General features: G+C 60.5%; 6 protein-coding genes. All 6 read right to left on the bottom strand.

All coding sequences use genetic code 11. The features are described 5' to 3' along the window. Positions 1-249: 249 nt before the first annotated feature. Complete coding sequence (ribBA, locus tag AACS18_RS06140; protein ID WP_108613925.1) at positions 250-1359, bottom strand: bifunctional 3,4-dihydroxy-2-butanone-4-phosphate synthase/GTP cyclohydrolase II; 1110 nt, start codon at positions 1357-1359, stop codon at positions 250-252. Positions 1360-1508: 149 nt separating this feature from the next. Next, positions 1509-2162, bottom strand: a complete 654-nt coding sequence (locus AACS18_RS06135; protein ID WP_108613924.1) for a riboflavin synthase — start codon at positions 2160-2162, stop codon at positions 1509-1511. A gap of 55 nt (positions 2163-2217) precedes the next feature. Next, positions 2218-3327, bottom strand: a complete 1110-nt coding sequence (ribD, locus tag AACS18_RS06130) for a bifunctional diaminohydroxyphosphoribosylaminopyrimidine deaminase/5-amino-6-(5-phosphoribosylamino)uracil reductase RibD (RefSeq protein WP_108613923.1) — start codon at positions 3325-3327, stop codon at positions 2218-2220. Positions 3328-3424: 97 nt separating this feature from the next. Next, positions 3425-3874 (bottom strand): transcriptional regulator NrdR, encoded by a 450-nt coding sequence (nrdR, locus tag AACS18_RS06125; protein WP_005298086.1) that lies wholly within the window; start codon positions 3872-3874, stop codon positions 3425-3427. Positions 3875-4009: 135 nt separating this feature from the next. Continuing rightward, entirely contained in the window at positions 4010-4486 is a 477-nt protein-coding gene (locus AACS18_RS06120) for a hypothetical protein (RefSeq protein WP_100646667.1), read from the bottom strand. A 79-nt stretch (positions 4487-4565) separates the two neighbouring features. Next, positions 4566-5819, bottom strand: coding sequence for a serine hydroxymethyltransferase (glyA, locus tag AACS18_RS06115; protein WP_005338884.1), 1254 nt, complete (start codon positions 5817-5819; stop codon positions 4566-4568). Between the last annotated feature and the right edge of the window lie 503 nt (positions 5820-6322).

Below are 6322 nucleotides of genomic sequence, written 5' to 3'. Positions count from 1 at the left end.
CAACGCGCGCCTCAGGAGCGGCGATATTTCCTTCGATAACCTTCATTGGAAATCCTGTATCTGTGCAATCAAAAGGGCCGGAGTCAAAAGTGCGCACATTCTAGCACAACAGACCCACGACAAAAACCATGGCCGCAATAGACGGCCATGATCGCGATTTAACCAGTCCGACGCGCTAACTCGCCGGTAAATTCCACGACTTCCAGACCGAAGCCACCCGGAAGGGGATGGTACTTCTCTGGTAGTACGTTACTCGCCGACGTATTCAACCACTTCCAGACCGAAACCACCGAGGGCATGGTACTTCTTCGGCGAGCTCAGCAGGCGCATCTTGCTTACACCAAGGGCCTTAAGGATCTGGGAACCCACACCAACCCGGCGCGAGGTGCCCTGCCACTTGGCCCCTTCCGGTGCCAGTCCCTTGTCGGCGGCTTCAAAACCCTTGACCCGGGCCAGCAGCTCGGCGCCATGGGATTCCGCCCCCAAAATCACCAGCACGCCGCCCTCGTCAGCGATGCGGGCCATGGATTTGGGCAGCGGCCAGCTGCGGGCGGCGTGGCGGTCGGTCAGCAGCAGATCGCTCAGCACATCATGCAGGTGCACCCGCACCAGGGTCGGCTGGTCGGCCTGCACCTCACCCTTTTTCAGGGCGAAGTGAACCTGATTGTCGATGGTGTCGCGGAAGGTGATGAGGTCGAACTCGCCAAACTCGGTGGGCAGCTTGCACTCGGCCACCTTCTCGACCGTGGTCTCGTGCTGGTTGCGGTACTCGATAAGGTCGGCGATGGTGCCAAGCTTGATGCCGTGCTCCTCGGCGAAGATCTCCAGGTCAGGGCGGCGCGCCATGGTGCCATCCTCGTTGAGGATCTCGACGATGACGGCGGCAGGCTCGAAACCGGCCAGACGGGCCAGATCGCAGCCCGCTTCGGTGTGACCGGCGCGAGTCAGCACACCGCCATCCTGCGCCATCAGCGGGAAGATGTGGCCCGGCTGCACCAGATCGGCCGCCTTGGCATTGGGCGCCACAGCGGCCTGCACGGTCACCGCACGATCGGCGGCTGAGATACCTGTGGTCACCCCTTCTGCCGCCTCGATGGAGACGGTAAAGGCGGTGGAGAACTGGGCATTGTTGCGATCCACCATCAGCGGCAGCGCCAATTGCTTGCAGCGATCCCGGGTCAGGGTCAGGCAGATGAGGCCACGGCCGTAGCGGGCCATGAAGTTGATATCCTCCGGACGGACGCAGGAGGCGGCCATGATGAGGTCCCCTTCGTTCTCCCTGTCTTCGTCATCCATCAGGATCACCATCTTGCCAGCCTTGATATCGGCAATGATTTCCTGGGTTGTGCTCAGCGCCATGGGCTACTCCATCAGTGTGCTTGGGGGTTGAGCCCGCAGGCTCAACGCAAATGCGTGTGTATGTTGCTCTAGATTGGGGCTAGCGGCTCCATTTCAATCAGAGCGGGATCACAGAAAATCGTTTTGGTGGCCAGATTTAGCGCACACCGTCAGAGAAAACCGGCCTTGGCCAGCGTCTCCATGGTCAGGGTCGAGGCGCTGCTCTCCTGACTTTTCCCCATCATCAGCCGCTCCAGATAGCGGGCGATCTGATCCACCTCGAGGTTGACCTTGCGGCCCGGCTTCCAGCTGGCGATGGTGGTCTCCTGCGCGGTGTGGGGCACGATCGTCAGGCGGAAAAGGTCGCCCTGCACCGCGTTGACGGTGAGGCTGATGCCATCCACCGCAATGGAGCCTTTCTCGGCGATATAGCGGGAGAGCTCCCCTGGCGCCTTGATCCAGTACTCGATGGCGCGGCCGCTGCTGGAGACGCTTTTCACCTCCCCTACCCCATCCACATGGCCGGAGACCAGATGGCCGCCGAGGCGGGAGGTGGGCATCAGCGCCTTCTCGAGGTTGACCCGATCGCCCACTCTGGCGGCGGCAAAACCGGTACGGGAGAGGGTTTCCAGCGACACGTCGGCGGTATAACTCTTGTCGCCCAGCGCCACCACGGTGAGGCAGACGCCGTTGGTAGCGATGGAGTCGCCCAGTTTGACGTCGCTAAAATCCAGGCTCGGGGCGTGCACGGTGAGGGCCATGTCGTCGCCCTGACGACGCAGTTCGGCCAGGGTTCCCACCGCTTCGATAATTCCGGTAAACATGCAGATCACCTTGCTGATGACGGGGGCTAATTATGCCCCCTTGAACATTGATAAATCAGGCTAATTTGGCGGTAATGCGAATATCCGGCCCCACCATGCGCATGTCCTTGATGGCGAGCTTGGGCGCCTGGAACAGCCGGGTCAGGCCGGGCAGATGGAACAGGCCACGCCCCTCATCGCCCATCAGTTTGGGTGCCTGATAGAGCACCAGCTCATCCACCAGCCCTTTTTCCAGCAGAGCGCCGCACAGCCGCGGGCCCGCCTCAACCAACACCGAGTTGACGTTCTGCTTGGCCAGCAGCATGAAGAGGCTGACCAGATCCAGCTTGCCATCCAGCAGCGGCAGCTCCAGCTGCTGCACCCATGCGGGCCACTCGCCGGACGCCTTGTGACGGGCCAGCAGCACCGGGCTCTCGCTCTGGAACAGCGGCAAGTCGGGTGTGAGGCGGTTTTGCGAATCGACGATGACTCGCAGCGGCTGGCGCAGGGTCTCTTTGGGGTAGCTCGCCTTGACCGAGGGGGGCAGCTCGTCCCAGCGCACGGTCAGGGAGGCACCATCGGCCAGCACGGTTTCAGCGCTGGAGAGCACCGCATCGTGGCGGGCCCGCAGCCGTTGCACGTCACGGCGCGCATCCGGGGAGGTGATCCACTGGCTCTCGCCGCTCGCCATGGCGGTGCGGCCATCGAGGCTGGCCCCCAGCTTGACGGTCACCCGCGGGAAGGCGGTACGCATCCGCTTGAAAAAGCCCGGGTTGAGCGCCTCGGCTTCGCTCGCCAGCAGGCCGAAATCTGTCTTGATCCCCGCTTCGGAGAGCATCCGCAGGCCGCGTCCGCCTACCTGGGGATTGGGATCGACCATGGCCGCCACCACCCGGGCCACGCCGGCGTTGATCAGCGCTTCGGCGCACGGAGGAGTTCGACCGTGGTGGGAGCAGGGTTCGAGGGTCACATAGGCGGTGGCGCCACGGGCGTTGTCACCGGCAGCGCGCAGGGCGTAGACCTCGGCATGGGGCTCGCCCGCCTTCTGATGCCACCCTTCGCCAACCACCACCCCATCTTTCACCAACACGGCGCCGACGCAGGGGTTGGGGGCCGTGGTGTAACGGCCGCGGCGGGCCAGATCGAGGGCCCGACTCATCCATTGGTAATCATCTTGACTAAACATTCGGGCTCCTTTGACAACACATCTCGACTTTACGCAGTATCGTAGGTTCGATTAGCGCAGCGTAATCGGACGCGGCAACATGGGTGAGCATGGAGGTTTACTTCTCCAGCTTGGCGATCTCTTCACCAAACTCGCGGATATCTTCAAAGCTGCGATAGACGGAGGCAAAGCGGATATAAGCCACCTTGTCCAATCCCTTGAGCTCATCCATCACCAGATTGCCTACCAACTCGGAGGCAACTTCCCGCTCGCCGGTGGCGCGCAGGCGAGATTTGATATGGTTGACCGCCTTTTCGATGGCCTCCATGCTCACCGGCCGCTTCTCCAGCGCCCGCAGGATACCGGCGCGCAGCTTGTCTTCGTTGAACGGCTCGCGGGAGCCGTTGGACTTGATGACGCGGGGCATCACCAGCTCGGCCATCTCGAAGGTGGTAAAACGCTCGTGACAGAGCAGACACTCACGACGGCGGCGCACCTGATGGCCTTCTGCCACCAAGCGGGAATCGATCACCTTGGTATCAACCGCACTACAGAATGGGCAATGCATCGGACCTCCGGCGTTAATGGAACAGGGACCGGCCCGGCGGGCCAGGATCTAGGTCGGCCAGTGTAGCACGGCCATCCAACCGTGGTAAAAAGCGGAAAAGCGTGATTTTTCTGTTCGTTATCACTAATGGGCAACTCACTCGTCGTAAGGCAGAGTATCAGGATCACAACCCAGATAATCGGGGGCTGGGTCGACCGTAAACTGCACCGCATCGATATAGTCATGACCCAGCATCAATGCCTTGCCTATCCGGTGCATGCCATCCATCACCCGACCGGCGCTGTCGAGAATGATCGGGTAGGCGAGATCCGCCGCCATGATGAGCTGGCAGTGCTCGACTACGCTGCGCACCGTAGGAGTGGCGCTGCCATGGCCATACCAGTGATCACGGTCAAGCTCGGCAATGTCGCTCAATGCCACCGCCTGCAGCGGCAGATCACGGCTCAGTCGCACCAACCGCCGTACATCCCATGCCAGCAGCCCCTGCTCACTGGCACGAAAGTGATACTGGGCGCGGATTGCCAGCCGAAGCTCCGCCTCCAGCACCTTGTCCCGCTCTGCGCAGGAGTGTGCTTCTTCGCTCGGTATCTTCTCTTCGTGGTTCAATCTCATCCCTCTCGTGTTGCCCAACGCCAGAAAAAACAATGCCACCCGAAGGTGGCATTGGTCTCAAACCGGATGGTCTGACTTATCAGCCATAAACCGGGAAGCGGCGGCAGATATCCAGCACCTTCTCACGCACTGTGGCCAGCACGGCATCGTTGTCGTGGTTGTCCAGTACGTCGCAGATCCAGTGGGTCAGCTCGATGGACTCGGCTTCCTTGAAACCGCGGCGGGTGATGGCCGGGGTACCGATCCGCACACCGGAGGTGACGAACGGGGAGCGCGGGTCGTTGGGCACGGAGTTCTTGTTAACGGTGATGTTGGCTTTGCCCAGTGCGGCGTCAGCATCCTTACCGGTCAGCTCGCGGCCGATCAGGTCAACCAGCATCAGATGGTTGTCGGTACCGCCGGAGACGATCTTGTAACCGCGCTCGATGAAGGTAGCGGCCATCGCCTTGGCGTTTTTCACGACCTGAGCCTGATAGGTCTTGAACTCCGGCTCCAGCGCCTCTTTGAAGGCAACGGCTTTACCGGCAATGACATGCATCAGCGGGCCACCCTGACCACCCGGGAAGACGGCGGAGTTGAGCTTCTTGTAGAGCTCCTCGTCGTCAGCGGCGGAGAGGATCAGACCACCGCGCGGACCGGCCAGGGTCTTGTGGGTGGTGGAGGTGACCACGTGAGCGTGGGGAACCGGGTTCGGGTAGACGCCAGCGGCAATCAGACCAGCCACGTGGGCCATGTCGACGAACAGGTAGGCACCGACCTTGTCGGCGATTTCGCGCATGCGGGCCCAATCAACGATACCGGAGTAGGCGGAGAAGCCACCGATCATCATCTTCGGCTTGTGCTCGACAGCCTGACGTTCCATGTCGTCGTAGTCGATCTTGCCGGACTCATCGATACCGTAAGGCACGATATTGTACAGCTTGCCGGAGAAGTTGACCGGAGAGCCGTGGGTCAGGTGACCGCCGTGTGCCAGGTTCATGCCCAGTACGGTGTCGCCCGGCTGCAGCAGAGCCATGTAAACGGCGCTGTTGGCCTGAGAGCCGGAGTGCGGCTGCACGTTGGCGTAAGTGGCACCGAACAGCTCTTTGGCGCGCTCGATAGCCAGGGTTTCGACCACATCCACATACTCGCAACCACCGTAGTAACGCTTGGAGGGGTAACCTTCGGCGTACTTGTTGGTCAGCTGGGAGCCCTGGGCTTCCATGACACGGGGGCTGGTGTAGTTCTCAGACGCAATCAGCTCGATATGCTCTTCCTGACGACGGGTTTCGTCTGTGATGGCCTGCCACAATTGCGGATCATAATTGGCGATGGTCATGTCACGTTTCAACATCCGTTTCTCTCCTGAAAATCGTTTGCGCGTTAGGTGAAGTGGGCGCGGGCATTGTAACGTGAGCTGGATCAAAGAGACAGTCCAACCACCTAAAAAAATGTTGAATTTATGTTGTAAAAAGCAAGATTCCCTCCCCGTTCAATACCCTGGCCGCTCCGCCAAACGACACATTTTTCATCCCGCTGCGGGCGGGCAAAACCCGAAGGGGATCACAACGCCCTCTTTATCCATCCTGTAACATATTCATTCGACACAAATTTAATGATGATGGAGCTGATTGCAGCCATGCATCCGAGGGGCTGCACCTAACCGGAGGAGTTCAAGATGGACCATCTGCTGACATTCGTGATCCTGGCGGTCTTTTTTCTGTTCTACTGGGTCTACTACACCAGCCAACGCAAGCATGTCCCTACCACCTCGTGGGAGCAGCTCCCCACCAAAGCCGACTATCTGGCGGCCCACCCTGAATCAGTCGATGGCGACATCATCTTCTGTTATCACTG

Origin of the sequence: Aeromonas sp. HMWF015 (assembly GCF_963878965.1) — a bacterium.
GTDB classification, from domain to species: Bacteria; Pseudomonadota; Gammaproteobacteria; order Enterobacterales; family Aeromonadaceae; genus Aeromonas; species Aeromonas veronii.
This window is presented reverse-complemented; position numbering and strand designations above follow the sequence as displayed.